The sequence below is a fragment of the Corynebacterium dentalis genome (assembly GCF_900232865.1).
In the GTDB taxonomy this organism is placed as follows: domain Bacteria; phylum Actinomycetota; class Actinomycetes; order Mycobacteriales; family Mycobacteriaceae; genus Corynebacterium; species Corynebacterium dentalis.
The window spans coordinates 82,251-108,243 of sequence record NZ_OCTS01000002.1 but is presented as its reverse complement, the minus strand read 5'-3'; the positions used below and the strand labels follow the sequence as shown (position 1 = coordinate 108,243).

The 25,993-nt window shown below is 60.1% G+C and carries 25 protein-coding genes; 20 read left to right on the top strand and 5 right to left on the bottom strand.

What is annotated here, in order from left to right; translation table 11 throughout:
* The first annotated feature begins 163 nt into the window (after nucleotides 1-163).
* From CS919_RS02090 to CS919_RS02075, 4 genes are all read left to right on the top strand, one after another.
* Nucleotides 164-1,048 (top strand): SDR family oxidoreductase, encoded by an 885-nt coding sequence (locus CS919_RS02090; protein ID WP_099297785.1) that lies wholly within the window; start codon nucleotides 164-166, stop codon nucleotides 1,046-1,048.
* An 11-nt stretch (nucleotides 1,049-1,059) separates the two neighbouring features.
* Nucleotides 1,060-1,959 carry a glycosyltransferase family 2 protein gene (locus CS919_RS02085; RefSeq protein ID WP_099297783.1) on the top strand — a complete coding sequence of 300 codons (900 nt, stop codon included), beginning with the start codon at nucleotides 1,060-1,062 and terminating at the stop codon, nucleotides 1,957-1,959.
* A 154-nt stretch (nucleotides 1,960-2,113) separates the two neighbouring features.
* Nucleotides 2,114-3,199: a mannose-1-phosphate guanylyltransferase gene (manB, locus tag CS919_RS02080; protein ID WP_234990753.1), complete on the top strand. Its 1,086-nt coding sequence runs from the start codon at nucleotides 2,114-2,116 to the stop codon at nucleotides 3,197-3,199.
* 466 nt (nucleotides 3,200-3,665) lie between these two features.
* On the top strand, nucleotides 3,666-4,031 hold the full coding sequence (locus CS919_RS02075; RefSeq protein WP_288802265.1) for a WhiB family transcriptional regulator: 366 nt from the start codon (nucleotides 3,666-3,668) through the stop codon (nucleotides 4,029-4,031).
* Between the two features lie 141 nt (nucleotides 4,032-4,172).
* Here the strand turns inward: CS919_RS02075 and CS919_RS02070 are convergent, their stop codons facing one another.
* Nucleotides 4,173-4,637, bottom strand: coding sequence for a metallopeptidase family protein (locus tag CS919_RS02070; protein WP_099297779.1), 465 nt, complete (start codon nucleotides 4,635-4,637; stop codon nucleotides 4,173-4,175).
* 40 nt (nucleotides 4,638-4,677) lie between these two features.
* Here CS919_RS02070 and CS919_RS02065 point away from each other — a divergent pair, with 40 nt between their 5' ends.
* From CS919_RS02065 to manA, 3 genes are all read left to right on the top strand, one after another.
* Nucleotides 4,678-5,178, top strand: a complete 501-nt coding sequence (locus CS919_RS02065) for a DUF3499 domain-containing protein (RefSeq protein ID WP_306345837.1) — start codon at nucleotides 4,678-4,680, stop codon at nucleotides 5,176-5,178.
* 80 nt (nucleotides 5,179-5,258) lie between these two features.
* Nucleotides 5,259-6,635 carry a phosphomannomutase/phosphoglucomutase gene (locus tag CS919_RS02060; protein WP_099297775.1) on the top strand — a complete coding sequence of 459 codons (1,377 nt, stop codon included), beginning with the start codon at nucleotides 5,259-5,261 and terminating at the stop codon, nucleotides 6,633-6,635.
* 20 nt (nucleotides 6,636-6,655) lie between these two features.
* A complete protein-coding gene (gene manA, locus CS919_RS02055) occupies nucleotides 6,656-7,849 on the top strand; it encodes a mannose-6-phosphate isomerase, class I (protein ID WP_234990750.1) in 1,194 nt (397 codons plus the stop codon).
* A 13-nt stretch (nucleotides 7,850-7,862) separates the two neighbouring features.
* On the opposite strand, the gene CS919_RS02050 is transcribed toward manA, so the two are convergent.
* Nucleotides 7,863-8,741: a hypothetical protein gene (locus CS919_RS02050; RefSeq protein WP_099297771.1), complete on the bottom strand. Its 879-nt coding sequence runs from the start codon at nucleotides 8,739-8,741 to the stop codon at nucleotides 7,863-7,865.
* A 451-nt stretch (nucleotides 8,742-9,192) separates the two neighbouring features.
* On the opposite strand from CS919_RS02050, the gene CS919_RS02045 reads away from it, so the two are divergent.
* The 9 genes from CS919_RS02045 (at nucleotide 9,193) to secA (ending at nucleotide 20,641) form a co-directional block, all read left to right on the top strand.
* Nucleotides 9,193-9,564 (top strand): DUF4259 domain-containing protein, encoded by a 372-nt coding sequence (locus tag CS919_RS02045; RefSeq protein WP_099297769.1) that lies wholly within the window; start codon nucleotides 9,193-9,195, stop codon nucleotides 9,562-9,564.
* A 187-nt stretch (nucleotides 9,565-9,751) separates the two neighbouring features.
* Nucleotides 9,752-11,227: an adenosylhomocysteinase gene (gene ahcY, locus CS919_RS02040; RefSeq protein ID WP_200818328.1), complete on the top strand. Its 1,476-nt coding sequence runs from the start codon at nucleotides 9,752-9,754 to the stop codon at nucleotides 11,225-11,227.
* 26 nt (nucleotides 11,228-11,253) lie between these two features.
* Entirely contained in the window at nucleotides 11,254-11,949 is a 696-nt protein-coding gene (locus tag CS919_RS02035) for a dTMP kinase (RefSeq protein WP_099297765.1), read from the top strand.
* A gap of 50 nt (nucleotides 11,950-11,999) precedes the next feature.
* On the top strand, nucleotides 12,000-12,674 hold the full coding sequence (gene mtrA, locus CS919_RS02030; RefSeq protein ID WP_099297763.1) for an MtrAB system response regulator MtrA: 675 nt from the start codon (nucleotides 12,000-12,002) through the stop codon (nucleotides 12,672-12,674).
* 194 nt (nucleotides 12,675-12,868) lie between these two features.
* A complete protein-coding gene (gene mtrB / locus CS919_RS02025; RefSeq protein ID WP_099298028.1) occupies nucleotides 12,869-14,494 on the top strand; it encodes an MtrAB system histidine kinase MtrB in 1,626 nt (541 codons plus the stop codon).
* Nucleotides 14,491-16,224 (top strand): MtrAB system accessory lipoprotein LpqB, encoded by a 1,734-nt coding sequence (gene lpqB, locus CS919_RS02020; RefSeq protein ID WP_099297761.1) that lies wholly within the window; start codon nucleotides 14,491-14,493, stop codon nucleotides 16,222-16,224. The genes mtrB and lpqB overlap by 4 nt, the downstream gene beginning before the upstream one ends.
* 63 nt (nucleotides 16,225-16,287) lie before the next feature.
* Entirely contained in the window at nucleotides 16,288-17,028 is a 741-nt protein-coding gene (locus tag CS919_RS02015; protein WP_099297759.1) for a ComF family protein, read from the top strand.
* Between the two features lie 150 nt (nucleotides 17,029-17,178).
* Complete coding sequence (hpf, locus tag CS919_RS02010) at nucleotides 17,179-17,892, top strand: ribosome hibernation-promoting factor, HPF/YfiA family (protein ID WP_370737739.1); 714 nt, start codon at nucleotides 17,179-17,181, stop codon at nucleotides 17,890-17,892.
* 136 nt (nucleotides 17,893-18,028) lie between these two features.
* Entirely contained in the window at nucleotides 18,029-20,641 is a 2,613-nt protein-coding gene (gene secA / locus CS919_RS02005; RefSeq protein WP_099298026.1) for a preprotein translocase subunit SecA, read from the top strand.
* A 12-nt stretch (nucleotides 20,642-20,653) separates the two neighbouring features.
* Here the strand turns inward: secA and CS919_RS02000 are convergent, their stop codons facing one another.
* On the bottom strand, nucleotides 20,654-21,136 hold the full coding sequence (locus CS919_RS02000) for a hypothetical protein (protein WP_099297757.1): 483 nt from the start codon (nucleotides 21,134-21,136) through the stop codon (nucleotides 20,654-20,656).
* A gap of 94 nt (nucleotides 21,137-21,230) precedes the next feature.
* Between CS919_RS02000 and CS919_RS01995 the strand changes: the two genes are divergently transcribed.
* Both CS919_RS01995 and CS919_RS01990 read left to right on the top strand, forming a co-directional pair.
* Nucleotides 21,231-21,641, top strand: a complete 411-nt coding sequence (locus CS919_RS01995; RefSeq protein ID WP_099298025.1) for an HAD family hydrolase — start codon at nucleotides 21,231-21,233, stop codon at nucleotides 21,639-21,641.
* 5 nt (nucleotides 21,642-21,646) lie between these two features.
* Nucleotides 21,647-22,153, top strand: coding sequence for a DUF6912 family protein (locus CS919_RS01990; protein WP_099297755.1), 507 nt, complete (start codon nucleotides 21,647-21,649; stop codon nucleotides 22,151-22,153).
* A gap of 9 nt (nucleotides 22,154-22,162) precedes the next feature.
* Here CS919_RS01990 and rsgA read toward each other — a convergent pair whose 3' ends face one another.
* Nucleotides 22,163-23,170 carry a ribosome small subunit-dependent GTPase A gene (rsgA, locus tag CS919_RS01985; protein ID WP_099297753.1) on the bottom strand — a complete coding sequence of 336 codons (1,008 nt, stop codon included), beginning with the start codon at nucleotides 23,168-23,170 and terminating at the stop codon, nucleotides 22,163-22,165.
* Nucleotides 23,163-24,524, bottom strand: a complete 1,362-nt coding sequence (locus CS919_RS01980) for a 3-phosphoshikimate 1-carboxyvinyltransferase (protein ID WP_099298024.1) — start codon at nucleotides 24,522-24,524, stop codon at nucleotides 23,163-23,165. The genes rsgA and CS919_RS01980 overlap by 8 nt, the downstream gene beginning before the upstream one ends.
* Before the next feature lie 29 nt (nucleotides 24,525-24,553).
* Here CS919_RS01980 and CS919_RS01975 point away from each other — a divergent pair, with 29 nt between their 5' ends.
* Nucleotides 24,554-25,273 (top strand): SOS response-associated peptidase, encoded by a 720-nt coding sequence (locus tag CS919_RS01975; protein ID WP_306345834.1) that lies wholly within the window; start codon nucleotides 24,554-24,556, stop codon nucleotides 25,271-25,273.
* 70 nt (nucleotides 25,274-25,343) lie between these two features.
* Nucleotides 25,344-25,985, top strand: a complete 642-nt coding sequence (locus CS919_RS01970; protein ID WP_099297750.1) for a sigma-70 family RNA polymerase sigma factor — start codon at nucleotides 25,344-25,346, stop codon at nucleotides 25,983-25,985.
* Nucleotides 25,986-25,993: the final 8 nt, after the last annotated feature.

Sequence of the window (25,993 nt, the reverse complement as noted above, 5' to 3'; positions counted from 1 at the left end):
ACCAATGTCGATCGGGGGCAACGGGTCAGCGCGGCAAAAAGGGACAGTGCGCCGGGACTGTGTCTAAAAGTATCCCCACACTGTAGTGCGCGAGTGCGTGGTTGAACATAGTAATGATAGGTGATGGTGCGCGAAATCACTTCAGGTGCGACACTTGGAAACCATGACGCTGTACTTCACCGGTGCCTCTGGGCAAGTCGGCCGCGCGATGGGGGCTTTGTCTCCCCATGCCGTGGGTCTGACCCGTCGCGATGTGGACCTGGCGGGGGACGTGGTGGATCTTCGTTCTTTCTTTTCGACGCCACCTCCGCCCCATTCCGTCTTGATTAACCTGGCCGCTTATACCGCCGTGGATGATGCGGAGGCGCAAGAAAACCGGGAGCTTGTGCACCGGATTAATGCCATCGCGCCGGGGGAGTTAGCGCGGCAATCCCAGGAATTGGGAATGGCAATGATTCAGGTGTCCACGGAATACGTGCTGAGTGGGCGTCGGGAAAAAGGACAGTGCAACCCCACCACCGAAACTCCCGCACCACTGAGCTACTACGGACAAAGCAAATGGGAAGGCGAGCAGGCGGCGCTGGCCTACGGCGCACACGTGGTGCGTACCAGCTGGGTGTATACGGGGCCACGAAATTCTGGACGGGACTTTGTGAAGACCATGGCGGATCTGGCGGGACGGGGCATCGACCCAAACGTGGTGAATGACCAGTGGGGCAGGCCCACCTACGCGCCCCACCTGGCTGGTGGCTTGGGGGAGATGGCTCGTGCGTTAGCGGGGCAGCACGAGGCGGTAGTCCCGGCAGATATCCCGCAGGTGCTGCACTGCGCGGGCTCGGGGGAGCCCATCACGTGGTACGAGCTGGCCACAGCCTCTTTTGCTGCGGCCGGCTACGATTCCCAGCGCGTCACGGGCATCCCCACCAGTGAGTACCCCACCCCAGCCAAGCGGCCACTGAACGCTGCGTTGTGCGTAGATGAATGGGAACGGCTGGGTCTTGCACCTCTGCCCGCGTGGCAGGCAGGGCTGGCAAAAGCAATGCAGTAGGGTGCTTGACCATGGCACCGATTGCGATCATTACAGTCACGTTTTCTCCCGGGAAACACCTGTGGGATTTCATGAACTCTGTTCCTGCCGCCACCACCCAGGGCGCGCACGTGGTGATGGTGGACAACGGATCCACCGACGGAGCGCCGGAGGCAGTTGCCGCCGCGGAGCACTCCATGCCGGTGGAACTGGTGAATTCCGGAGGCAACATCGGCTATGGCGCGGCAATGAACTTGGGTGCGCGCCACCTGCGCGAGCTGCGCGAAGCGGGCGAAATCGACGATGAGTTCTTTGTGATCTCCAACCCCGACGTGGTGTTCGGTCCCGGTTGTGTGGACGCGATGGTGGAGGTTGCTGGCCGTAATCCGCGCGCTGGTGCGGTGGGCCCCGTGATCAAGGAGGCCGACGGCAGCGCCTACCCCTCTGCGCGAGAGATCCCCGGGCTGCTGTCCGGAATTGGGCACGCGCTGTTGGGTCCCATCTGGCCGGGTAACCCCTGGACGGTGCGCTACATGAATCAGTCAGACATGCGCCGCGAGCGGCTGGCGGGCTGGCTGTCTGGCTCCTGCCTGCTGCTGCGGTGGGATGCTTTTGCGTCTGTCGACGGCTTTGACGAGCGCTACTTCATGTACATGGAGGACGTGGACCTAGGAGATCGCTTGGCGAAGGCCGGGTGGACGAATGTGTTCACCCCGTCTGCGGAGATTGCGCACGCGCAGGGGCATTCGGCCAGCAAGCACCCGGAGATTTCGCTCAATGCGCACCACCAGAGCGCGTATCGATTCCAGGCTGATCGTCTGCGCGGACCGCTGTATGCGCCGGTGCGATGGGTATTGAAGGCCGGGCTGACAGTTCGCTGCACGGTGGCTATTTGGTGGGCCAAGCGAGAGCTGGCGCGCGAGTCTGCCTGAGGTACTCAGCCGACAATAATTCTGCAGCCTGCCCGGCGTGGGTACGGGACAGTTGTCTTTCTCGTGGATAGTCTGCCGGGTGAAGATATTTTGAACGGCAATCGAACTCAAACTAACTCTGCAACAAGAACGTCTGACAATGAATGAGGAAAGCATGACTGAGAATCTCGCAGCAACCACTGATGCGGTCATTCTGGTTGGCGGTAAGGGCACGCGGCTACGTCCGTTGACGAACTCCATCCCTAAGCCGATGCTGCCCACCGCGGGCTTTCCTTTCTTGCAGCACCTACTGGCCCGCATCAAGGACGCAGGAATGACCCACGTGGTGCTGGGGACCTCCTTCAAGGCAGAGGTCTTTGAGGAGTTTTTTGGTGACGGCTCTGAGTTCGGGCTAGAGATCGAGTATGTCGTCGAAGATGAACCACTAGGCACGGGCGGCGGCATCCGCAACGTTGCGTCTCGCCTGCGACACGACCGTGCGATGGTGTTCAACGGCGATGTCCTCGGCGGCACGGATTTGGGCGCTGTGTTGCGCAGCCACGTGGAGCGGGAAGCTGATGTGACGCTGCACCTGCTGCGTGTGTCCGATCCTCGTGCTTTTGGTTGTGTCCCCACCGATTCTGACGGCCGAGTGAGTGCCTTCTTGGAGAAGACGGAGGATCCTCCAACGGATCAGATCAACGCGGGAACCTACGTGTTCCAGCGTGAGGTGATCGAGGCTATTCCTGCCGGACGCGCCGTGTCTGTGGAGCGCGAGGTCTTCCCCGAGCTGCTGGAGCGAGGCAGCCGTGTGTTTGGTCACGTGGACCAGGCGTACTGGCGCGATATGGGAACGCCTTCGGACTTTGTGCGCGGGTCTTCTGATCTGGTGCGTGGCATCGCTCCATCGCCGTTGTTGGACGGGCGCCACGGTGAGGCTTTGGTGGATGAATCTGCAGCTATCGCTGGGGGAGCGCTGCTGCTCGGCGGAACTGTGATTGGCAGAGGTGCTGAAGTGGGAGCTGGAGTACGCGTGGATACTTCGGTGATTTTTGATGGAGTGCAGATTGAAGCTGGCGCCATCGTGGAGCGTTGTGTGATTGGTGCAGGTGCGCGCATTGGTGCGCGGGCACAATTGACGGATTGCATCATCGGCGAAGGTGCTGTGGTGGGCGCCCGTTGTGAGCTGCGAGATGGCGCGCGAGTGTGGCCAGGAGTGCAGCTTCCCGACGGTGGACTGCGTTTTTCTTCGGACATTTAGTAGACATTGAGTTCCCTTTGGGGGCCAAAAGCTGCTGAGGAGAAATTTTTTTAAAATTTCTCTAGATGTGGTGGCTGGACACAGGATTGTTCAGATTTTCTCCCATATATTGTGGTTGCTTCGTTGGGCTGGGGGATATCTCGTGTTGCTGCAGCGGGGTGTGGCAAAAGTAACCTCAATGCTTCTGTGGCTGATGTGACTCAAGTGAATATTGGGACTACATGGGGTTTCGCAAAGGTTGACGCGATGTAATTACCATTGTGTAATCTGTCCAGTAGTGACACGCAGTAAGGTTTTCCCGCGTAGTCCTCGCAAAGGTTTTGGCTTCAGTTTCCGTAAAGGGAATGTGCTTTAAGGATCTGACAGGGGATTGTGCGCCAGCTGTAGTTCGATAGGACTTCAAGCAGGTACGGAAGATACAGCGTGTAAATCAGACACAGCATGCAGTAGTAATAAGGAGAAAACGGTGGAAAAGTCAGTAGATACGGCCTTTAGCGGCCAGTTCGCTGACGGCTCTGCTGCGGTGGATAGGAGCGCTAACGTGCACGGTGATACACGCCAGCGCAATCTATTTGATCTCACTGAGGACTTTGACCTGTTGTTCGACGCAGTCGAACAGGACTGGCAGGAACAAGCACTCTGCGCGCAGACCGATCCAGAGGCGTTCTTCCCGGAAAAGGGAGGCTCTACCCGCGAGGCCAAGCGCATTTGCCAAGCCTGCGGTGTGCGAGACGAATGCTTGGAGTACGCACTGGCTAATGACGAGCGCTTCGGAATCTGGGGCGGCCTGTCCGAGCGCGAGCGCCGCAAGCTAAAGAAGCGCCTTGGCTAATTACGCCCCGTGGGGGCTGCTAATTGCACAATGATCCCCCGGAAGTGCCACTAGTTTTGTATTGCCCCAGTTCGCGAAGACCGGGCTGGCACTTCCGGGGGATCGTTGCGCACGTGAGGTCATTCCGGCCCCACTGGCCCTTTAGTCTTCCCAGCTAAAACGGGGATCAATCGTGTTCGGGGAAACATTGAGGTAGACGGCCACCAGCCGTACCAAAATGTAGTGCAGTTGCTCCCGCAGGCTCTCGGCGGAGTCCGTTCGGGATTCGACTGGGCGTCGGAAAATAATGATCCGCGGCCGCGTAGGGCAACCAGACGCATCCACGCCAGCAAACACCAATCGGCCTAAAGGAACCTGGCCATCGGCAACCACGTCATCCGGCCACTGGCGGTACCCCACGTCCAACCGCATGCGCGGAACCACATCAACAGCAACATCCAATGAAGCCAGTTGGCTTTCTAGTTGCTCGGCGATGGGTTCGTAGGCGTCCATGACGGCGGCATCAAACTTCTGGGAACGCGTCTTATACCGAGGTAGCTTGGGCAGGAAAGGGCCCCGAGGGCCTCGTCCGTGCCGGTCATTGCGCACTCGCGTGATGTGTCCCATGAGCACACAGTCTAACGAGCCAGCGCGCTCGTCTAGCGCTGTGACACGTGAAGAGTCTCACGTGCGCCAATTGACACTATTCGTATTGCAAACCGTTAAGATATTCTCCGTGACTGTGAGCCGACAATGTTCCAGACCTGGATGCAGGAAGCCTGCGGTGGCCACGCTCGAGTACAACTACGCCGAGCAAATCGCCATCATCGGGCCACTGCAGGTCCAAGGCAACCCCCACCGCTGGGATCTCTGCGCGGACCACGCCGGCCGGACCACCGTCCCCCAAGGATGGGAATTACAGACCGCAGACCCTGGAGCCATCGGCTTTCACGCCGAAGATGACACCGATGATGAAGACCTCATGGCCCTCATGGAGGCCGTGCAGCAAGCGTCCAGCCATGTCGACGAAGAAGTGGCGGAACCCGCACCTCGCATGGTGCGACGCGAACACCTCCCGCTGCCCACCGGCCACCACCCTGCGCATCGGAATCTCCCACCAACTTCTCCTCGGCGCCATCTGCGTGCCGTGCGAGAAAAGGAGAACTAAGCTAACTAACCCGTTGCGCCCAGCCGATTAAGACTTTCGCGGATGACCGTCCGCGCCCCAACCCGAGGAGAACCCCAGCTATGACGGAACGTACCCGTGAGGCGATTTCAGCGATCATCAAAGCATATGACGTGCGCGGCGTGGTGGGCAGTGGTGCGAATGAAGTGGATGAGAGCTTCGTCCGCGATACCGGCGCGGCCTTCGGCAAACTGATGCGCGGGGAAGGTGCAACCAACGTGGTCATCGGCCACGACATGCGTGAAACGTCTCCACAGCTGTCTATGGCCTTCGCGGAAGGGGTCAACTCCCAAGGGCTAGACACGGTATCTTTGGGTCTGACTTCTACGGACGAGCTCTATTACGCATCCGGCGTGATGGACTGCCCGGGCGCCATGTTCACCGCCTCCCACAACCCGGCCAAGTACAACGGCATCAAGCTGTGTCGTGCGGGTGCACGCCCTGTGGGCCAGGAGTCCGGTCTGAAGGAGATCACCGATGACCTCATCCAGGGCGTCCCAGTGTTCGAGGGAGCCCCAGGCCATAATTCCCGCAAGGACGTGCTCCAGGGCTACGCGGAGTTCCTCCGCGACCTCGTTCCTCTAGACATTCGCCCACTCAAGGTCGCGGTCGATGCCGGCAACGGCATGGGTGGCCTGACGGTTCCTGCGGTATTCCAGGGACTGCCGCTGGAGCTGGAAGCCCTGTACTTCGAACTAGACGGCAACTTCCCCAACCATGAGGCCAACCCGCTGGATCCCGCCAACTTGGTGGACCTGCAACACTTCACCGTTGAAGTGGGTGCAGATCTAGGCATTGCTTTCGACGGAGATGCAGACCGCTGCTTCATCGTGGATGAAAAAGGCGAGCCGGTTTCCCCGTCTGCGATCTGCGCAATCATCGCGGAGCACTACCTGGATGAGCAGCCTGGTTCCACCATCATTCACAACCTGATCACCTCCAAGTCCGTGCCGGAACTGGTGCAGGAAAAGGGCGGTAAACCGGTCCGCACCCGCGTGGGACATTCTTTTATCAAGGCGCAGATGGCAGAGCACGGCGCGATCTTCGGCGGCGAGCACTCCGCGCACTACTACTTCGCGGACTTCTTCAACGCGGATTCGGGCATGCTGGCTGCCTTGCATGTTCTGTCCACGCTCGGTTCCCAGGACAAACCGCTCAGTGAGCTTGCACAGGCTTACAACCGATACGAAGCCTCCGGAGAGATCAACTCCGAGGTGGCAGATCAGCAGGGGCGCACTGCAGCCGTGGTGGAGGCCTTCGCTGATCGCGCCGCAAGTGTGGATAAACTGGATGGCGTAACTATTGATTTGAATGACGGATCCTGGCTCAACGTGCGTGCATCGAACACGGAGCCGTTGTTGCGCCTCAACGTGGAGGCCAAGACGCAGGACGAGGTTGAAGCCATCGTCGATGAGGCTTTGACTGTCATTCGGTCCTGATCCGAGGAAGTGACTTCATCGTGCAACTCATCGAGGGCACTATTCGCTCCTATGACTGGGGTTCCCGCACCGCAATTGCGGAGCTGACGGGTCGGCCGTCCCCCACGGATCACCCCGAGGCTGAGATGTGGTTCGGTGCGCACCATGCGGCGCCCAGCATGGTGATGAGCGAGGACGTCACTCTTGATCAGTTCATAGATGCCGATCCTGAGCGCCAGTTGGGCGAGGGGTACCAGAGCCTGCCCTTTTTGCTGAAGTTGCTGGCCGCGGACAAAGCCTTGAGTCTGCAGGCGCATCCGTCCAAGGCCCAAGCTGAGACGGGCTTTGCTGCGGAGGACGCAGCGGGGGTGCCCCTGACGGCCTATGAGCGCAGCTACAAAGATGACAACCACAAGCCCGAGCTGGTGGTTGCGCTCACGCAATTCGACGCACTGGCGGGCTTCCGCAGCGTGGAAAAAATCACCGAAATTCTGCGCGTGCTGGATCTGCCGGAACTGCAGTCTTACGCGGGCATCCTCGGCTCCGGCGATGCCGCCGCCGATATCCGCAGCCTCTTCACTACGTGGGTCACACTTCCGCAGTCGTTCATGGATGAGTTGCACGCCGTTGTGGTTCCTCGTTGTGAGTTTCTTCTCGACGCCAACTCCGCGCAGCTCAGCGACTGGATCAAGCCATCACTGGAAACGGTCATCACGCTAGCGGAGCAGTTCCCGGGAGATTCTGGCGTGCTTTGTTCGCTGCTGCTCAACCGCCTACGCCTACAGCCTGGTGAAGGTCTCTACTTGGATGCAGGACAACTGCACGCCTACCTGGGTGGTACCGCGGTGGAGATCATGGCGAACTCGGATAACGTCCTGCGCAGCGGTCTGACCAGCAAGCACGTGGACGTGCCGGAGCTGATGAAGGTGCTGACCTTCGAGCAGCTCGAGGATCCTTCGTTGACGGCCAATGAGCTGGGGATTTTTGAGACTCCCGCGCCGGACTTTTGTTTGCGTCGGATGGAACAGGGCCAAGAAACTACGGTGACCGGCCCGGCGATCGTGTTGAGCGTGGGCAACGGGGGAGTGGTGGTCACCAGCGGCCACGGTTGCCGAGAGACGGATTTGGCTTCCGGCGGGGCCGTGTGGGTGAGTAACGAGGATCAGGGCACGCGCGTGGCTGTTCGCGCGGAGGGATCATTAGCGTTCATCGCCACCGTGGGTGGCAACGAGTAGCTGCTGGATCTGGCTAGCGGCCAGTGGTGTCCGTGGTTGGCGCGCTGGAGTTGTTGTGAGTGCTCGTGGACGTGCCAGTGGATTGAGCTCCTGCGGTATTGGACTCAGAAGTGCTCGTGGCTCCTGGTGTCGATGGCTCAGAAGGCTCAGTGGTCTCTGCTGCGCTGGTGGGAAGCTCAGTTAGAGTCTCGGTGGGTTGAGGCTCTGTGGTGGCCTTTGACGTTCCGGGAGTGATTTCGTCGAAGATGCCGCCCGGGTCATCTGGCAAACCAAGGTCATCGGTCCAGCTATTGGGCTGGGATGGAGCGCTTGGTGTCGGGGTCGAAGGCTCAGAGACAGAGGACGGGCTCTGTTCAACACTGGGAGCAATGCTGCTTGGCTGTGACTGGGTACTAAAAAAATGGCCACTCCAAGAGTTCGGCGGAAGGTAGGGATCATCCTGCAGAGAGGACAAAGATCCACCGCGCTCCGAACTATGTGAAGCCGAAGAACTACCAGCCGCCGAAGGCATGCGTGGGCTTTCCGTGGCATCGCGTGGATCTGCCGACTGAGGTCCGTTCGAGGAAGACTCCCCAGTCAGCTCGCTGACCTGCGACTGCTCGGCCACGCTCTCTTGACGATCCTGAGCAGAGTTATCTGTGGTCTGCAGAGTCCACACACCCACAGCACCTGCTGCCAGCAAACCGACAGCGGCGAACCCAGCAATGAAGCGTGCACCGACACCGCGAGATTCAGAGGAGGCGGCACCGGCGGGGTGTGATCTGGCATTGACGTACACCGGGCTGGACTGAGAATCCTCGTCGTTCTCGGATTTCATTGGAGCCAACTCGAAGTTTTGAGTTGTTGATGCAGATTGAGAATCAGACTTGTCGTCGCCTGGGTGACTATCCATTGTCTCCTCCTTTCTCTGTGGGGAGTTGCTGTGGTGATTCGGGGTTGAAGAAGAGATGTTTATTCGCTCTGTTTGTTGCTGGTATTTTGTGTGCGGTGAGTGCGGACAACTTTGCTAAGAATCTCGTGTGCACGAGCCCTTCCTGTCATCGCGAGCTGGTCGTGGTGAACCCGCTTCGTTAACTACATCGCAAAAAATCACGTTTTGGTTACAAAGTCTGAGTAAGGCTAACACGATCTTCTTCATAGAGTAAAGGGCTGACAGCACATTCGGCGTTTCGGATTCTTAAGAAAAGTACAGGTGACGGCCATTTTGTCTCCCCTGTCACACTGCGGTCCCCGCGCGTCTCCAGGACTTTGGACTAAGGTCAAAAGCACGCAATCGGTCTATAAAGCTTTGGTAACAGCAGTCGTTGTAACTGCAGCCAGTCTGCAGAGAGGGAGTGGGTGTCATGAGCGTGTGGGATCAGGTTATCTTCCAGGATGAAGACAACATTGAATTCCTCGACGAGCTCGTCGACATGGATCAGCAGGACATCGAGGAAGCGTTGGAAGATGCAGTAACTCTCGCGCTTCGCCACGCTGAGCCGGGCGAGGTGGAATACAGCAACGGGCTGTGTGCCGCCAGTGTCGCAGCAATCTGGTGCGGTGCACCTTTTAGCTCCGCAACCGTTGCTGACGTACACCCTTTTGTCCGTCAGTACATCGGACAGTGCTCGGATTCCTTGCAAGAGCGCGCCAGCACGTTGCTGGATCGCGAGCTGGAACTTCGTGGTGAGGACGCCCCAGAAGGGCTGGAGACGTTCTCCGAAGCCCTGTCTTAGCCCGCGGCGCAGTTGGTGGACTCGTTCATAGTCCGCACAGCCTGTGTACCGGCCACAATCGGCGATCCAACAATCTCTTCACCACCCGCCTGGTTGAGTCATGGAACAGCGTTGTCTCGGCACCAGTTAGACTAAGGCACGTTAATGAGTGTCGAACTGTGGGCAAGGAGCCGATGAGGTCATGGAGATGAACGTCGATCGCGTGGGAGAGCTAGAATTTAAGGTCGCAGACCTCTCGCTGGCGGAGGCTGGACGTCACCAGATCCGCCTCGCTGAGCACGAAATGCCAGGCCTGATGGAACTGCGTCGAGAATACGCACAAGAGCAGCCTCTCGCGGGCGCTCGCATCGCCGGTTCCATCCACATGACCGTGCAGACCGCCGTTCTTATCGAGACCCTGACCGCATTGGGTGCGGAGGTTCGATGGGCATCGTGCAACATCTTTTCGACACAAGACGAGGCAGCCGCTGCTGTTGTCGTCGGAAAAGGAACTCCAGAACAACCGCAGGGCGTTCCCGTGTTCGCATGGAAGGGCGAATCCCTCGACGAGTACTGGTGGTGTCTGGAGCAAATCTTCGCGTGGGGCGAAGCAGACGGCGTGGCAGTTAACGCCAACATGATCTTGGACGACGGCGGCGATGCGACCATGGCCGTGATCAAGGGTGCCGAATACGAAAAGGCCGGTGTGGTTCCGGATCCAAGCACCGGAGAATCAGACGAGCACAGCGCCTTCTTGGGAATGCTGGGGCGCGTGCTGGATAAGGACAACGGTCTGTGGACTCGAGCCGCAGAGGAAATCCGTGGCGTGACCGAGGAGACCACCACCGGCGTGCACCGTCTCTACCACTTCGCTGAACAGGGCGTACTGCCTTTCCCAGCGATGAACGTCAACGATGCGGTGACCAAGTCCAAGTTCGATAACCGCTACGGAACCCGCCACTCCCTGCTGGACGGCATCAACCGGGCCACCGACATGCTGATCGGCGGCAAGAACGTGCTGGTTTGTGGCTATGGCGATGTGGGCAAGGGATGCGCGGAGGCCTTGGCTGGACAAGGCGCCCGAGTCAAAGTCACGGAAATCGACCCAATCAACGGCCTGCAGGCGCTCATGGACGGTTTCCCAGTAGTGACTGTGGAAGAAGCGATTGCTGAAGCAGACATCGTGATCACCGCTACCGGCAACTTGGGCATCATCAGCTTCGAGCACATGCAGAACATGAAGGATCACGCGATCCTGGGCAACATTGGCCACTTCGATAATGAGATCGACATGGCCTCCCTGCTTCACCGTGACGATGTCACCCGCGTGACAATCAAGCCGCAGGTGGACGAGTTCACCTTCCCGAACGCCGAGGGCGAGCCCACCAGCATCATCGTGCTGTCTGAAGGTCGCCTGCTCAACTTGGGTAATGCCACCGGCCACCCCAGCTTTGTGATGTCTAACAGCTTCGCGGACCAGACTATCGCGCAGATTGAACTGTTCACCAAGCCTGATCAGTACAGCAATGAGGTCTACCGTCTGCCCAAGAAGCTGGATGAGAAGGTGGCACGCATTCACCTGCAGGCTCTCGGCGGTACACTGACTGCGCTGTCTAAGGAGCAGGCCGCCTACATCGGCGTGGATGTGGAAGGCCCATTCAAGCCGGAGCACTACCGCTACTAAGACGTGAGTTTAAGGGAGCAAGCGGCATGATCATTGCCTTTGAGGGCGTGGACGGTGCGGGAAAGAACACTTTGGTCACCGCGGTGGCCAAGAAGTTGGAATCCCGCGAGGTTCCCGTGGCGAAGCTGGGTTTCCCGCGCTATGAGCATTCGGTGATGGCTCAGCTAGCGCAGGCCGCGTTGCACAAGAACATGGGCGATCTCACGGAATCCATCAATGGCATGGCTACGCTGTTTGCCTTGGACCGCCACGAAGTGGCAGAAGAATTGGCAGAGCTTGATGCCGAGGGCTATGTGATTCTGCTGGACCGCTTTACGGCCTCGAATGCCGCGTACTCCGCCGCCCGCAGCGTGCTGCGCGACGAGCAAGACGGAGAGTCTGAGCACTCCGAGCTGGTCACGCATCCCATCGTTCAGTGGGTGGCGGACTTAGAGTTCGACACGCTGGGTATTCCTGAGCCCGATCACCAGGTGCTGGTGGACGTGGAGGCAGAGGTCGCGGCAGAGCGCGCGGAAAAACGAGAGGCTGCGGATGTTTCGCGCACGCGAGATGCGTACGAGGCTAACTCCCGCCTGCAGCAGCTGACTGTCGCGGCGTACCGCGGACTGGCCGCCGCCCAGTGGCGCAGCCCCTGGACCGTGGCCAACGCCACGGCAAGTGATACCAGCCGACTCGCGTCAGAGATCGCCGACCTGATTTGTCGCGACCTCGTTGTAGACTAATTTCATTGAATTCCCGCCAGCCTCGCGAAGAACGGACAGCTTAGGTTCACATGACCCCCACGATTTTGGTTGTTGATGACGACCCAGCGATTGCCGAAATGCTCACCCTCGTGTTACAGGGTGAGGGTTTTGAAACCGTCGTTGTAGGCGATGGCCTAGAAGCGGTCCATGCCGCGCGATCCGTGCACCCAGACTTGATCCTGCTGGACGTCATGCTTCCCGGCATGAACGGCATCGATGTATGCCGGGAAATCCGTGAGGAATCCGTAGTGCCCATCGTGATGCTTACCGCGCGCACGGACACCCTGGACGTAGTGCTGGGCCTGGAAACGGGCGCGGATGATTACATCCACAAGCCATTCAAGCCCAAGGAGCTGGTGGCTCGCGTGCGCGCACGTTTGCGCAGGCAGCCAGAAGAACGCCCGGATACCGTGACGGTGGCAGATCTGACCATCGACGTGGGCGGACACCGAGTGTGCCGTGGGGAAGAAGAGATCTCCCTGACTCCCATCGAGTTCGAGCTGCTGGTGGTCATGGCGACCCGTCCAGGTCAAGTATTCTCCCGCGAAGCGCTGATGGAAAAGGTGTGGGGTTACCGCAAGGCGTCCGATACGCGCTTGGTCAACGTGCACATTCAGCGTCTGCGCTCCAAGATCGAGCACGATGTTGATGATCCGCAGATCATCCAGACCGTCCGAGGCATCGGCTACAAGACCGGCGCTTGAGCTCCGTGACCTCCCCTGCAGATTCCACCGCGGAACAGCCCAGTCCGGTGCGTGACGATTCACCCACCGTATCGCTGTCTGCCGTGGAGCGCGCCGATCTAAAGAAGATCAACGCGCCGCGCACCGCCAAGGATGGAGTCCGCCAGTTCTTCGCGGCCCCGGTGGATACCACCAAACGGCTGTGGCATCTGCTCATGCTGCGATGGCGCACCTCCATCCAGCTTCGCGTGATCGGCTCGGTGCTGCTGTCTTCCACCCTGGTGATCATGGTCCTGGGGTTTGTCCTGATTAGCTTCGTGGGCCAGCAGTTGCTCAACCAGAAGTACGGAACCGCCACCGAAGAGCTGGATCGCGCCCGTGCGGTGGTCGAAGAACAGATTGATTCCACGGATGCGTCTAACCCAACATCTGTGCGGCTGAACTCTGCCCTGGCCGCGGTCTCTGACCGGCAAGGCGCCATCGAAGATTCCAACTCCGTGGTCTACGAGCCCGTTCTCATCGCCTCCGGGGTTCGGGAGGGCGAGACGATCATCCCAGCAGAGTCGAATATCCCCAACGACCTGCGATCCTTTGTCCAGCAGGGACAGGTGGCCTTTGAGTACGTCACTCGAGATACCAGCTCGGGCCCGTCTAAAGCGCTGGTCATCGGCTCACCCGTTGCAACGGACATTCCTGGCGTGGAGCTGTATCTGGTCATGCCCCTGGATTCTGAAGAGTCTACGCTCGGCCTGATGCGCGGTTTGCTGGTGGCTGGCGCGATCGTGCTGCTGGTGCTCCTCGTGGTGATTGCGTGGGTGTTCTCGCAGCAGCTGACCGTACCTATCCGCACCGCTTCACGTATCGCGGAGCGCTTCGCCGCAGGGCATCTGCGCGAGCGCATGGTGGTGGATGGGCACGACGAAGTGGCCCGTCTGGCCGATAGTTTCAACGACATGGCAGAAAAGCTCTCCACCCAGATCCACAACTTGGAGGAGTTCGGCAGTTTGCAGAGGCAGTTCACTTCAGACGTCTCTCACGAACTGCGCACGCCGCTGACCACCGTGCGCATGGCGGCGGATTTGATCAATGACAACGCCGAAAGTCTGGACCCCGTTTCCGCCCGCGCAGCAGCGTTGATGAACAAGGAACTGGACCGTTTCGAATCGCTGCTGGGGGACTTGCTGGAAATTTCTCGGCACGACGCAGGCGTGGCGAATCTCTCCGGTGAACACGTGGATGTGCGCGGTGTGGTCCGTTCCGCCCTGCGACAGGTTCGCGCTATCGCCGAGGAAGTGGGAACCAGCTTCAACCTCTCCCTGCCGGACGAGTCCGTGCTGGTAGAGATCGATTCCCGCCGTGTCGAACGCATTTTGCGCAACCTGTTGGCCAACGCAGTGGATCACTCGGAAGGCAAGCCCATCGATGTCACTCTGGCCGTGGGCACCGAGTCGCTCGGCATCACCGTAGCGGACCGTGGCGTGGGCCTGAAGCAGGGAGAAGAGGACATGGTGTTCAACCGCTTCTGGCGCTCGGACCCCTCCCGCGAGCGTCGCACCGGTGGCACAGGCTTGGGCCTAGCAATCGCCAAGGAGGATGCGGAGCTGCACGGTGGCCGGCTGGAAGCCGCCGGCGAACTGGGAATCGGCGCGTGCTTCCGGCTCACCCTCCCGCTGGTTCCCGGTACGACAGTCCGCAACTCTCCTTTGCCACTCAAGCTGGCGTACCTGGACGAACAATCGCCAGGTTCGGAACTGGAAGCGGAAGAGGACAAGCCTGGCGTCGAAACTAAAAAAACGCCGGAAGGATACGACGCGAGCCACGGAAAGGACGGGGACTCATGACCACCCGCCACGCGCGCCTCAAAGCCACCACCGCGACTGTCTGCAGCGCCGCCTTGCTCAGCGCGTGCACCACCTTGCCGGGTGATAGCTCGCCGGAAGCGGTGAGCTCGTATTCCACCACGCCCGCGATGGAAGAAGTCATTCAACCCACCAAGGGCAACCCGTCTGACCTGATGCTCAGAGACTTCTTCGCGGCCAGCGCACATCCCTTGGCAGACCACGAGGCTGCGCGTCGCTTCCTCACCGAAGAGGCCAGCTCCAAGTGGCAAGCACAAGGCGAGGTATTTGTGCTGGACAAAATGGAAATCGCCTCCGAAGGCGGCGCCAGTGAGAACAAAATCACCTATAAGGTGCGCGGCAGCTTGATCGGCAAAGTTGGCGAAGGCGGTGCGTACACGCCACTGTTCACCGGCTACGAGACGACGTACGACCTGGTCAAAGTGGACGGCGAATGGCGAGTCGATCAGTTGCCCAATGCGGTGATTGTGGACCGTAGTGACTTCACCGCCGCCTACCAACCGCGCAATCTCTACTTCGTGGACAAGCAAGGATCCACGCTGGTTCCGGACCGCCGATGGATCTACACCCGCCAGCAGTCCGTGGCCGCCTCCTTGGTGTCCTTGCTGATCACGGGGCCACGGACCAACTTGAGTGGTGGAGTGCGCTCCATGCTGCCCGCGAAAACCACCGCGCAGACCCGCAACTTGGAGGACCGTGGTGTCTCAGTGGAACTTACCGGCCTGACCAATCTCAGCTCGGCGGAGCGAGAACTTTTGGCGGCCCAGCTGGTGTGGACCTTAGCGGCTGCGGAAGTGCGCGGACCGTACGAGTTGAAGGCGGATGGCGTGGCGCTATCCGAATCCGTGGGGGAGACCTGGGAGGTAGACGACGTATCGCGTTTCGATCCGCGAGCCGTGGCCACAACCACTTTGCGCGCGTTGATTGATGGAAACCTTGTCGATGTCACGAGCGATAACGGCACCGAGGAGCTGCCGGGATGGCTCAATGAGCAGTACAACGAATCTGCCTCCTTCACCCCGCAGGGTGGTGTTTTCGCGCTGGTCACCGGGCGTGGAGATGAGAAGCGCAAATTGCTGGTGGGCGAAGAGAATGGCGCCCCGCAAACGGCTCTGGAAGCCGATTCCATCACCCGTCCAGCATGGGGCTCGTCTTCGCAGTTCTTGTATGCAGTGGTGGATGGCCGCGACGTGGTGCGTTTGGACCGCCGCGATGCGGGTGCGGTGCAGCGCACAGAGGTGGACACCAGTGAAGTCACACAGTTGGACGATCAGGGCGCGCGCATCAGCGTGTTCCGCGTGTCTCGCGACGGCGTGCGCGCGGTGTTGTTGATTAACGGACGAGTCTATGTTTCCGTGCTGGAATCCAGCGATAGTGGCGCTCCCAAGTTAGGGCCGTTGACGCAGGTCGGACAGCAAATTGGGGATACTGCTATTAGTGCGGACTGGACTCCGGAAGGTTCGTTGCTGGTGGGCACGCGCGCTGCCGATACACCCTTGTGGACCGTGGCTGTGGATGGCTCCAGCACCGCGCAGATGCCTTCGCGCAACCTCTCCGCGCCTGTGGTGGCGGTGGCGGCGACCGCGGATCAGATGTTTGCTACTGATGCTCGTGCGCTGATGCAGCTAGACAATTCCACCACCGATGCCAGCTTCTGGCGCGAGGTCCCGTCTGTGCGCGGACAGCGTGCAGCACCGATCTTGGGTTATTAGTATCCAGGGATATGAGCGCGCAGGTTGCGCACTGGGCAAGAGGCCTGGGGGAAGAGGTGCTAGGTGGGGGCACGCGAGAAGCGATTCGAGCTGTGGCAGGCTGCCGCCGGGTTGCTTTTGCGCGCGGATTGCTTGTGCTGCGGACGGCTGGTTGGCCTGGATTCTGACCTTCACAGTGCCGGTGCTGCGGTACATGGCCAGCTTTGCGAGGACTGCGGTGCGCAGTTGCAGCAGCAGTGGGTGCGCGCCGATCCTCCGGTGCTGGCTGTGCCTGTTTTCGCTGCGGGGGCGTACGGCGGAGTACGCCGGGCATTGATCTTGGCGATGAAGGAGCGCCTGCGTCCCGCCGCGTTTGTGGTGGCGGCGCGGGTGCTCGAAGCGGGAATTATTCACCTAGCTGGGCGAGCTGTGGTGCCGGATCCTCGCTGGGGTGAGGTGGTTTTGGTTCCTGCTCCTTCCCGACGCCAGGCTGCGCGCCGTCGAGGTGGTGACGTAGTCAGCAGGATGTGTCATCTCGTGGCTGAGCGAAATGCGGGCGTTCGAGTCTTTGATGTGGCGTATATGCAGGAGTCCGCTCGAGACTCGGTGGGGTTGAACCGTGCTGAACGCAGGGCTAACGTCTCGGCGAATATACGGGTTCTGCGGCCGGTAATGCGCGAGTTGCTGCGGGTGAGTGGCGAGTCCGCGCGGGTCGTCATCGTTGATGATGTGTGTACTACCGGGGCGACCATTGCTCAGTTCGCCACCGTTCTGCGGGCCAACGGGGTGACGGTGGCGGCTGCGCTGGTGTTGGCATCTGCCTGAGGGTTTGCCGAGTATTCCCAGAAGAAAAAGAAAACTTGAACCCACGATGAACTTCCGCGGGTAATATCGGCTTTGTACACGTTTCGTCGCCCCCTACGGAGGGCAACCCCGCCTTCCGGAGAACGATGAGTACCACTTGGGAGGTTGCACATGTCTAGTGTCAACAATGCATCGCAGGCAGAAAACCGAGAGGCTCGCATGGAGCCGGAAGCTGACGTGCAGATCACGGGTCGCAATGTGGAGGTGCCTGAGCACTTCGCCGAGCGAGTCAACGGCAAGCTCGCCAAGATTGAGCGACTCGATCCCAGCCTCAACTTCTTTCATGTGGAGTTGCAGCACGAGCCCAACCCTCGTCGTTCCGATGAGTCCGACCGCATCCAGATCACCGCGACGGGCAAGGGGCACATCGCCCGTGCCGAGGCCAAGGAAGATTCTTTTTACGCGGCTCTCGAAGTGGCGATCGGTCGCATGGAGCGTTCTCTGCGCAAGGTGAAGGCGCGTCGTAAGATTTCCCGTTCCGGCCATCGCACCCCTATCTCTGTGGGAGAGGCGACGGCAGCGCTGGTCGAAGACGCTCAGCCTCAGGCAAGTGAGGCTAAGGCCGGCCAAGTTCGATCCAATGACGAGGCCGGTAAGTACGACGTGGATCCTTACGAGGAAATGTTCCGCCCTGGCCAAGTGGTGCGCACTAAGGAGCACGAGGCCACACCGAAGTCAGTCGATGAGGCGCTGAGCGAGATGGAGCTGGTGGGACATGATTTCTACCTGTTCATCAACGAGGAAACCAAGCAACCATCTGTGGTCTACCGCCGTCATGCGTTTGACTACGGCTTGATTTCTCTGAAGAACGAGTCCGGCCAGTAATGAGCCACACCGTCCTACCCCTAACAACTCCGCAAGAGTCAGGGGTAGGATGGTTTTTTGTTTCGTGCCAAGTTACAAACGGCGGCACACCAAAACAAACCTCCAAGACATCTCCAACGCGAAGGACAATCAGGACGTGCTAGGACTTTCGAAGGTTCTCCGGATGGGCGAAGGTCGCGCGGTTAAGCGACTGGGCAAGATTGCTGATCAGGTCATTGGCCTAGAAGATGAGTACGCCAGGCTCACCGACGAAGAACTGCGTGCCAAGACGGACGAACTGAAAAAGCGCGTGCAGGAGGACAAGGAGTCTCTGGACGACATTCTCCTCGAAGCCTTTGCGACTGCCCGCGAGGCTTCGTGGCGCGTGCTGGGACAGAAGCACTACCGCGTGCAGGTCATGGGTGGTGCTGGTCTTCACTTCGGCTTCGTCTCTGAGATGAAGACTGGTGAGGGCAAGACTCTGACCTGTGTGCTTCCTGCTTATCTGAATGCACTGTCCGGCAAGGGCGTGCACGTGGTGACGGTCAATGATTACCTGGCCAAGCGTGACTCGGAGTGGATGGGGCGTGTGCACCGCTTCCTCGGCCTGGAGACGGACGTCATTCTTTCTGGCAAGAGCCCGGAGAAGCGCCGTGAGGCCTATAACGCGGACATCACCTACGGAACGAACAACGAGTTCGGCTTCGATTACCTGCGTGACAACATGGCGCACCGCGTGGATGACCTGGTGCAGCGTGGACACAACTTCGCCATCGTCGATGAGGTGGACTCCATCCTCATCGATGAGGCGCGTACACCGCTGATCATCTCCGGCCCTGCTGGCGGCTCCAGCGCGTGGTACGTGGCTTTCGCCAACATCGCGCCAAAGCTGACCAAGGACATCCACTATGAAGTGGACACCCGCAAGAAGACCATCGGTGTAAAGGAAGAGGGTGTCGAGTTTGTGGAAGATCAGCTGGGCATCGAAAACCTCTACGCGCCAGAGCACTCTCAGCTGGTCAGCTACCTGAACAACTCCATCAAGGCCAAGGAGCTGTTTACCAAGGACAAGGATTACATCGTCCGCAATGGCGAAGTAATCATCGTGGACGAGTTCACCGGCCGTATCCTCGATGGACGTCGTTATAACGAAGGCATCCACCAGGCCATTGAGGCCAAGGAGCGGGTGGAGATCAAGAACGAAAACCAGACGCTGGCCACGGTGACGCTGCAGAACTACTTCCGCTTGTACGACAAGCTGGCGGGCATGACTGGTACCGCAGAAACTGAGGCCGCTGAGCTGCACCAGACGTACAAGCTCAACGTCGCCACGATTCCCACCAACAAGGAAAATCAGCGTACGGACAAGGTTGACCTGATCTACAAGACTCAGGAAGCCAAGTTCGAGGCTGCAGCTCAGGACATCGCCGAGCGCGTGGAAAAGGGTCAGCCCGTGCTGGTCGGTACCACCTCGGTGGAGCGTTCCGAGTACCTGTCTCGCCTGCTGCAATCTCGTGGCATCAAGCACAACGTGCTGAATGCGAAGTACCACGAGAAGGAGGCAGAGATTATCGCCCAGGCCGGTCGCGCTGGTGCCGTCACTGTGGCTACCAACATGGCTGGTCGCGGTACGGACATCGTGCTGGGCGGCAACCCTGACATCCTGGCGGACATCGACTTGCGCGAGCGCGGCTACGATCCTGTCGAGGATCCTGAGGCCTACGAGGCAGCGTGGGACAAGGAGATCGAGAACTTCCGCGCTAAGTCCAAGGAAGAAGCGGAAAAGGTGTGCGAGGCAGGTGGCCTGTACGTGTTGGGCACCGAGCGCCATGAGTCCCGCCGCATCGACAACCAGCTGCGTGGTCGTTCTGCCCGTCAGGGTGATCCGGGCGAGACCCGCTTCTACCTGTCCATGCGCGATGATCTGATCGTCCGCTTTGTGGGCCCCACCATGGAAAATATGATGACTCGTCTGAACATCCCAGATAACGAGGCCATCGATTCCAAGATGGTGACGAACGCCATCAAGGGTGCACAGACCCAGGTGGAATCCGCCAATTTTGAGATGCGCAAGAACGTTCTGAAGTATGACGAGGTGCTCAATGAGCAGCGCAAGGTCATCTATGGCGAGCGCCGTCAGATCCTCGAGGGCGAGAACGTGGAAGATGAGATCCGCGCGATGCTGGATTCCACCATCACCGCTTATGTGGATCACGCCACCGCTGATGGCTACGTGGAGGATTGGGATCTGGATACCCTGTGGAATGCGCTGGAATCCCTCTACGAGCCACGCATCACCCACCAGGAGCTGGTGGATGGCGATGAGTACAGCAAGCCCGGCGAGCTGAGCTCCGGCCAGTTGCTCAAGGCCATCCTCAAGGATGCTAACGAGCAGTACGACGAGCTGGAGGCCAAGGTCACGGAGATCGGCGGCGAGAAGCAGATGCGCGGCATGGAGCGCGCAGCTCTGCTGAACGTGGTGGATCAGAAGTGGCGCGAGCACCTCTATGAGATGGATTACCTCAAGGAGGGCATCGGCCTGCGTGCGATGGCACAGCGCGATCCTCTGGTGGAGTACCAGCGCGAGGGCGGCGATATGTTCAACCGCATGAAGGAAGGCATCAAGGAGGAGACGGTTCGCCAGCTCTTCTTGGTGCGCAAGCAGATGGATCAGGCACAGACCAACGTGAATGTTCCGGATCCTGCTGCGGGTACGGATTCTGACGAGGATGGCCGCAACGCCAAGCCTCAGACCACCATTGGTGGCTAGTCTGGCGACTCGTTAGATGATCTGCAGGGTCTCCACCCTCCACTGTTTTTGCGTGGGGCGTGGAGACCCTTCTTTTTTCGGCAAGCGCACCAGTTTGGTGGTGCCGGCGATGGCACGCACGCGCCCTCCGATCACCGCCGAGGCGCAGAATCGTACCGTGGGAGTGGTGGTTTTCTGTATGTGTAGGGTCTTTATTTTCGACGCCACCGCGCCCGCCTGCTTTCCATCGCCAGCCTGAATCAAGCGTTGATGCCCGCCCAGTTGGGCGAGGATATCCGGGTGAAAGCGCCCGCTTTTCAGCGACCGGGGCGAGCGCCGTCCGTCCACGGATTCGAGCCAGAGTATGAGCAACCGCCCGATATCTTCCCGACGGGGATAGTTCTGTTCTTCCGGACGCTCCGTGGGAGTTATGCGCGTGGAGGGGCAGGACTGTGCTGACGGCGGCCCCTCCGGCCGCTTGAGATAGATGAATCCGTGCAAGGCTTGTAGAGCCATTGATGCTTCTCCCCAATAAAGAAATCCCCCGTGCAGATTCTTACTATACCTGGCCATTATGGCCGCCGTCTGGCAGCGGTGGCACAATGAAAGCATGCGTGGATTAGTAGTGGATTATTGCGGAGTGCTCGATGGAGCCGAAGAAGATCGCCGGCGTTGGCGGAAGGTGTTGACGGCCGCCAAGGAGGAGGGCCTGTCCACCGCCATTTTGTCTAACGATGCCGGTGGCCCTGGCGCTGCGCAGATTCGCGCGTGGCAGGAGCAGGGTTACGTGGATGACGTGATCCTGTCTGGTGAAGTGGGCGCAGAGAAGCCCAGTGAAGAAATCTTCAAAATCGTGGGCGATCACTTGGACCTGTCCGTCAAGGACCTGGTGCTGGTGGATGATTCCATCCTCAACATCCGCGGTGCAGTGGATGCGGGCATGATCGGCATTTTCTACCAGCAGTTTGATCGCGCGATCGTGGAAATCACGGGCGTGCTGGGACTCGAAGGGGAGTTCTAAGTAGCATGCGCGTTTATATTCCAGCGACGTTTGACATGTTGCGCACCTTGGCCGAAGACCAGCAGATGCCGGTGCGTTCCGGTGTGGGATTCGCTCTGACTCCGGCGGTGCGGGAGTACTACACGGGTGGTGACGAGGAAGAACTGGCCTACACCGCGTTTCTCGATGCTGCCCGCGCTTCGCTGCGGCTGCTCAGCATCGGCGACGAACAGCGCTTTCCTCATCGCCGCGTGGTAGTCAGCGCTGATATCGACGATTCTGCGGTGACGCTGAGCCCACAAGACGGCGAGTCCGTGGTGCGTCTGTCCCCAGCCGTGGTGACTACCAAGGCGCTGGCCGCGATCCACGTGGACGACGAGGACGCGGAAGAGACCACCAAGGCCGCGATGGAGATCATCGACGAGGCTGATCTGGGATCAGAGGAAGCGGAATTGGCTCTGGGTGACTGCGAGGACAACTTGATGAGTTGGTACGGCCCGCAGGAGCTTCCGTTCCTCGTGGATCTGCTCTAGCTTTTAGCCCTAGCCTTCCAGCTCCCACTCGTTGTTGGTGCGCAGCGCCTCGAGCAGCAGGCGCACAGCCTGCGCGCGCCGGGCACTTGCCCCCTCGAGGTTGTCCAGCGCGCACTCCGGATCCGCAGGCGGCCCCATGTGCGTGCACCCGCGCGGGCAGTCTTCCGCCACCTCGCGGAGGTCATCGAACACTCCCACCACGGTATCCGGGTGCACGTGCGCGAGACCGAAGCTGCGGATACCCGGGGTATCGATAATCCATCCGCCGTCCGGCAGCGGCAGCGCCACTGACTGCGTCGAGGTGTGACGGCCTTTACCCACACCAGAGACTTCTCCGGTCTCGCGCTCGGCGTTAGGAACCAGGCGGTTGACCAGCGTGGACTTGCCCACACCAGAGTGACCCACCAGTGCCGTGACCTTGTTGTGAGCCATCTCCCGCACCGCATCGAGCGGCTCCGAGACACCCGCCAGAACCACCTCTAGACCTAAGTCCTGGAACTCTGCGGCGAATTCCTGCGGATCGGCCAAGTCTGATTTAGTCAGGCACAGCACGGGGGTTACTCCGCCCACGAACGCCGCGATCAGCGCGCGCTCCACAAAGCCCGCGCGTGGCGGGGGATCGGCGACAGCGGTGACGATGTAGAGCTGATCCGCGTTGGCCACCACCACGCGCTCATAAGGATCATTGTCATCAGCGGTGCGGCGCAGCACGCTGGTGCGCTCTTCCAGCTTCACGATGCGCGCCAGAGTGTCCTTTTGTCCGGATACGTCGCCCACCACGCCCACGCGGTCGCCCACCACGATTGCGGTGCGTCCCAGCTCGCGGGCGCGCATGGCGGTGACGTGCGTGTGCGAACCATCCAGCACCACGCCCCACCTGCCGCGATCCTTGCTGACGACCATGCCGAACTCAGCGTCATTGTGCTCAGGCCGGTCCTTGGTGCGCGGGCGGGATCCCTTGCCGGGACGAACCCGGATGTCGCTCTCGTCCCAGCTGCGCTGTCCGCGTTTAGGCATCCGCACCCTCGGCAGTGTGGTTCAGCATGTCCGCCCATCGTTGGCGGAAGCCGGGGAGCGTCTTCGCCGTGGTTTCGATGTCATCCACCAGAATCTCTGGCACGGCCAGTCCGAGGATGGCGCCGGCTGTGGCCATGCGGTGATCCTCGTAGGATTCCCATCGCCCACCGTGCAGTGGGCGCGGCTCGATGAGCAGACCGTCCTCAGTTTCGCGCACGTTTCCGCCCAGCGCGTTTATGTTATCGGCCAGTGCGGCCAAGCGGTTGGTCTCGTGTCCTCGGAGGTGAGCGATGCCATAGAGGTGGCTTGGGGTCTCCGCAAGCGCGGCCAACGCCACCACGGTGGGGGTCAGCTCGCCGATATCGTGCATGTCCCACGTGATGCCCTGCAGCGCACCGTTGGCGGTGACTTCCAGGCTGCGGGAATCTGCGTGATAGATGGCCTCTGCGCCCATATCGCGAAGAATCTCTCGGAACTGATCACCGGGTTGATTGGTGGTCTGCGGCCAGTTGGTGATGCGGACGTTACCTTGGGTGGCGGCGGCAGCGGCCATGAACGGGGTGGCGTTCGACAGGTCTGGTTCTACGTGCCAGGTGCGCCCCGCGATGGGTCCTGGTTGCACGGTCCATGTATTAAATTCGACGTCAACCTTCACACCCGCAGCGCGAAGCATCTCCACAGTCATCTCGACGTGGGGTTGGGAAGGCAGGGAGGCACCCTCGTGAATGACCTTGACACCCTGCTTAAAACGGGGACTGGCAAGCAGGAGGCCGGAAACGAATTGGGAGGAGGCGCTGGCGTCGATCCGAACCTCCCCGCCAGGAACTGCACCGTTGCTCTTGACCAAAAACGGTAAGCCCTTGTGTGGACCGGAGGCATCTGCGGCGGCTAGGGACTCTGCGGTTCCCGCGCCCTTTTCGGTGGCCTCATTGGTGGGATACTCCACCGTGGCCCCCAGGGCCTCGAGGGAATCCAGCGTGGTGGACATGGGGCGCTTGCGGGCGGCGACATCGCCATCGAATTCGACAGTGCCATTGGCCAGCATCGCGACGGGCGGGACAAAGCGCATCACCGTTCCCGCCAGTCCGCAGTCCACCTCGCCTCCGGTGAGTTCCTTCGCGGGGACCACGTGCAGGGTGGTGCCTTCTTCGGTGATGGTGGTTCCTAGAGCCCGCAGCGCGCCCATCATCAGTGCGGTATCGCGACTGATCAGCGCGCCGGTGATCGTGGACGGGCCGTCCGCTAATGCCCCCAGAATTAACGCGCGATTGGTGATCGACTTGGATCCGGGAATCGACACAGTGGAAATTATCGGAGCAGAAGCGGTGGGGGCTGGCCACAGATCATCAGACATGTAACCCATTGTGGCACCTAAACAGCACCATGGGGAGTATCACTACGGCCATAATGGGAAATATGTGTGGCCGATATGTACTTTTCAGCAGTCAGGAACAGATCATTGCATCTGTGCAGCGGGCAACGGGTGCACGTGAGGTTGACGACGTCGCCGCACGGATGGATGGAGTGGGGCCATACCGGGCGAACTACAACATCGCCCCCACCCACCAGGTGCCCGTGGTGCGCGAATTCCGCGAGCGGGTGGCACTGGGGCCCGCGCAGTGGGGATACCCCCGAGCCTCCGGCAGTGGGGGAGCGCCCGTGGTGTTCAACGCGCGCGGAGAGACGGCCTTTGAGAAGTACCTGTTCCGCGGCAGTGACCGGTGCTTGTTCGTGATGGACGGTTGGTACGAGTGGACAGGAGCCAAAAGGGACAAGCAACCCTGGTACACCCACCGCAAAGACAACGAGCCTTTTGTGGTCGCGGGACTGTGCAAGCCCATTGGTAATCAGCTGCACGCCACCATCATCACCACTGCGGCCGCCGAGCCCCTGGAATGGCTGCACCACCGGATGCCACGAGTGCTGGGACACGGCGAGGCCATGGCGTGGCTGGATGCACCGGATGACGACGCACAAGAGATGGCACGAATTAGCCCCGCCGAAGCGGTTATCGAGCAACTGGCGACGAGAAAGGCTGACCGGGCGGTGGGTGGCGTCGGAAATAACGGGCCAGAACTGATCCAGCCGCAACCCGACGACTAACCAGCAGACGAAGAAAAGGAATACTAGAACCACACACCGCGTTGAACCACAACGAGGAGGAAGGAGACCGATGACCCCCACAGCATCGAAGCGCACTGATGACAGTCAGGCGGAGCTGCTGAAGCGATTCGAAGACGAAGCGCTGCCGCTGCTGGATCAGTTGTACGGTGCTGCACTACGAATGACGCGCAATCCCACGGATGCGCAAGACCTAGTGCAAGACGCGTACATGAAGGCGTTCCAAGCCTTCGCCTCGTTCAAGCCCGGGACCAACCTCAAGGCGTGGATGTACCGCATTCTCACCAACGCGTACATCAACAACTATCGCAAGGCGCAACGTCGCCCTGCGGAATCCTCCGGCGAGGACCTCACGGATTGGCAGATGGCGGAAACCGCCTCCCATCACTCCACGGGTCTGGAATCCGCCGAGGTCGAAGCGCTAAAGAACATTCCGGACACGCGCATCCAAGATGCGTTGATGGGCCTGGCGGAGGACTACCGGATGGTGGTCTACTACGCCGATGTTGAAGGCCTGCCTTACAAAGACATCGCCGAAATTATGGACACGCCCATCGGCACGGTCATGAGTCGTCTCCACCGAGGGCGCAAGCAACTGCGCGCAAAACTCAAGGATGTGGCGGCCGAACGCGGCATCGCCACCCAAGACACAAAGAGCAAAGACAAGCCTAAAACTGCAGGGGTGAAGGGATGATGAACAAC

Excerpts from the sequence above, each read along its gene's own strand:
- CS919_RS02090 (WP_099297785.1), top strand. The coding sequence starts at position 164 with ATGACGCTGTACTTCACCGGTGCCTCTGGGCAAGTCGGCCGCGCGATG.
- CS919_RS02085 (WP_099297783.1), top strand. The coding sequence starts at position 1,060 with ATGGCACCGATTGCGATCATTACAGTCACGTTTTCTCCCGGGAAACAC.
- manB (WP_234990753.1), top strand. The coding sequence starts at position 2,114 with ATGACTGAGAATCTCGCAGCAACCACTGATGCGGTCATTCTGGTTGGC.
- CS919_RS02070 (WP_099297779.1), bottom strand. The coding sequence starts at position 4,637 with ATGGGACACATCACGCGAGTGCGCAATGACCGGCACGGACGAGGCCCT.
- CS919_RS02060 (WP_099297775.1), top strand. The coding sequence starts at position 5,259 with ATGACGGAACGTACCCGTGAGGCGATTTCAGCGATCATCAAAGCATAT.
- CS919_RS02050 (WP_099297771.1), bottom strand. The coding sequence starts at position 8,741 with ATGGATAGTCACCCAGGCGACGACAAGTCTGATTCTCAATCTGCATCA.
- CS919_RS02045 (WP_099297769.1), top strand. The coding sequence starts at position 9,193 with ATGAGCGTGTGGGATCAGGTTATCTTCCAGGATGAAGACAACATTGAA.
- ahcY (WP_200818328.1), top strand. The coding sequence starts at position 9,752 with ATGAACGTCGATCGCGTGGGAGAGCTAGAATTTAAGGTCGCAGACCTC.
- CS919_RS02035 (WP_099297765.1), top strand. The coding sequence starts at position 11,254 with ATGATCATTGCCTTTGAGGGCGTGGACGGTGCGGGAAAGAACACTTTG.
- mtrA (WP_099297763.1), top strand. The coding sequence starts at position 12,000 with ATGACCCCCACGATTTTGGTTGTTGATGACGACCCAGCGATTGCCGAA.
- mtrB (WP_099298028.1), top strand. The coding sequence starts at position 12,869 with ATGCTGCGATGGCGCACCTCCATCCAGCTTCGCGTGATCGGCTCGGTG.
- lpqB (WP_099297761.1), top strand. The coding sequence starts at position 14,491 with ATGACCACCCGCCACGCGCGCCTCAAAGCCACCACCGCGACTGTCTGC.
- hpf (WP_370737739.1), top strand. The coding sequence starts at position 17,179 with ATGTCTAGTGTCAACAATGCATCGCAGGCAGAAAACCGAGAGGCTCGC.
- CS919_RS02000 (WP_099297757.1), bottom strand. The coding sequence starts at position 21,136 with ATGGCTCTACAAGCCTTGCACGGATTCATCTATCTCAAGCGGCCGGAG.
- CS919_RS01995 (WP_099298025.1), top strand. The coding sequence starts at position 21,231 with ATGCGTGGATTAGTAGTGGATTATTGCGGAGTGCTCGATGGAGCCGAA.
- CS919_RS01990 (WP_099297755.1), top strand. The coding sequence starts at position 21,647 with ATGCGCGTTTATATTCCAGCGACGTTTGACATGTTGCGCACCTTGGCC.
- rsgA (WP_099297753.1), bottom strand. The coding sequence starts at position 23,170 with ATGCCTAAACGCGGACAGCGCAGCTGGGACGAGAGCGACATCCGGGTT.
- CS919_RS01980 (WP_099298024.1), bottom strand. The coding sequence starts at position 24,524 with ATGTCTGATGATCTGTGGCCAGCCCCCACCGCTTCTGCTCCGATAATT.
- CS919_RS01975 (WP_306345834.1), top strand. The coding sequence starts at position 24,554 with ATGGGGAGTATCACTACGGCCATAATGGGAAATATGTGTGGCCGATAT.
- CS919_RS01970 (WP_099297750.1), top strand. The coding sequence starts at position 25,344 with ATGACCCCCACAGCATCGAAGCGCACTGATGACAGTCAGGCGGAGCTG.